The sequence below is a fragment of the Rhizobium giardinii bv. giardinii H152 genome (genome assembly GCF_000379605.1).
GTDB classification, from domain to species: Bacteria; Pseudomonadota; Alphaproteobacteria; order Rhizobiales; family Rhizobiaceae; genus Pararhizobium; species Pararhizobium giardinii.
Genome location: NZ_KB902652.1, coordinates 1 through 1,111 on the forward strand (window position 1 = coordinate 1; position 1,111 = coordinate 1,111).

The following is a 1,111-nucleotide window of genomic DNA, read 5'->3' on the forward strand; positions in this document are numbered from 1 at the left end:
TCAACAGCGTATTCTACCGTGCGTCTCTGCAGACGCGCGAACGATCCTGTGCGTCTCAATGCTGCCCTTCATGTAACGGCGAGGTACCCGATGACGCAACCGATCGTTCTGAACGAAGCTGAGATCACAGCGCTCCTTCCTAAAGTTAATGTGCGCGACGTTTTGGAGCGCATGTTCCGCTCCCTAGCGGCAGGAGAAGCGGTTCAGCCTCCTCAGACATTGAGCCTCTTCCCGCGCGACACCGGTGATTTCATCACGTATCTCGGCGTACTTGCCGATGAAAAGGTGTTCGGCGCAAAGCTTTCCCCATATATCCCTGGCAACGGCAAGGCGCTTGTTACAGCCTGGACCTTGCTTATGTCGACGGAAACAGGAACTCCGCTTCTTCTTTGTGATTCCAGAAAGCTGACAACTGAGAGGACGGCTGCGGCGTCGATCATCGCTGCCGACGTGCTCGCAGCTCCAGACGCTTCAATTCTTACGATCGTCGGGTCCGGTCCGATGGCGCTTGCGCATCTTCGCTATGCCGAGAGCATTCGTGTGTGGAAGGAAGTGAGGATTGCGTCTCCCGACGTTGAATCGAGCTCAGTTCCGGACACGCTCTCGAGCGGAGTTCCGGTCGCCAAGTCGACAAACGCGAACGACGCGATACGAGGTGCCGATGTAGTCCTGTTGTGCACGTCATCGGGGACGCCGGTGATAGATGCCACGGCACTATCCAAAGCGGCGGTCGTGACATCGATCAGTACCAATGTCGCCAACGCCCATGAGGTCGACCCCGCCGCGCTCCGAGGATTCGATGTTTATTGCGATTACCGAAAAACAACGCCAGCCGCGGCCGGCGAGATGAAGTTGGCGGCCGCAGCAGGTCAATGGAATCCCGAGGCGTTGTGCGGTGATCTTCCAGAACTGCTAACAGGTCGCGCCAAGGCTCCAAGCCGTGAGCGTCCTGCCTTCTTCCGATCCGTTGGCCTCGGTCTGGAAGATATCGCGGCAGCCGTCGCGCTGCTTAACGGCGCGCGCGCCTGAACAATAAAGCGAGGAGAAAGATATGAAAATTCGTGAATTCGGCGTCGAAATCTGGATGAACAAGTATGAGACGAGATGCGAA

General features: G+C 57.1%; 1 protein-coding gene. It reads left to right on the forward strand.

What is annotated here, in order from left to right:
• Positions 1-90: 90 nt before the first annotated feature.
• A complete protein-coding gene (locus A3AY_RS0113675) occupies positions 91-1,029 on the forward strand; it encodes an ornithine cyclodeaminase family protein (RefSeq protein ID WP_026203414.1) in 939 nt (312 codons plus the stop codon).
• The last annotated feature ends 82 nt before the right edge of the window (positions 1,030-1,111 follow it).

Excerpts from the sequence above, each read along its gene's own strand:
- A3AY_RS0113675 (WP_026203414.1), top strand. The coding sequence starts at position 91 with ATGACGCAACCGATCGTTCTGAACGAAGCTGAGATCACAGCGCTCCTT.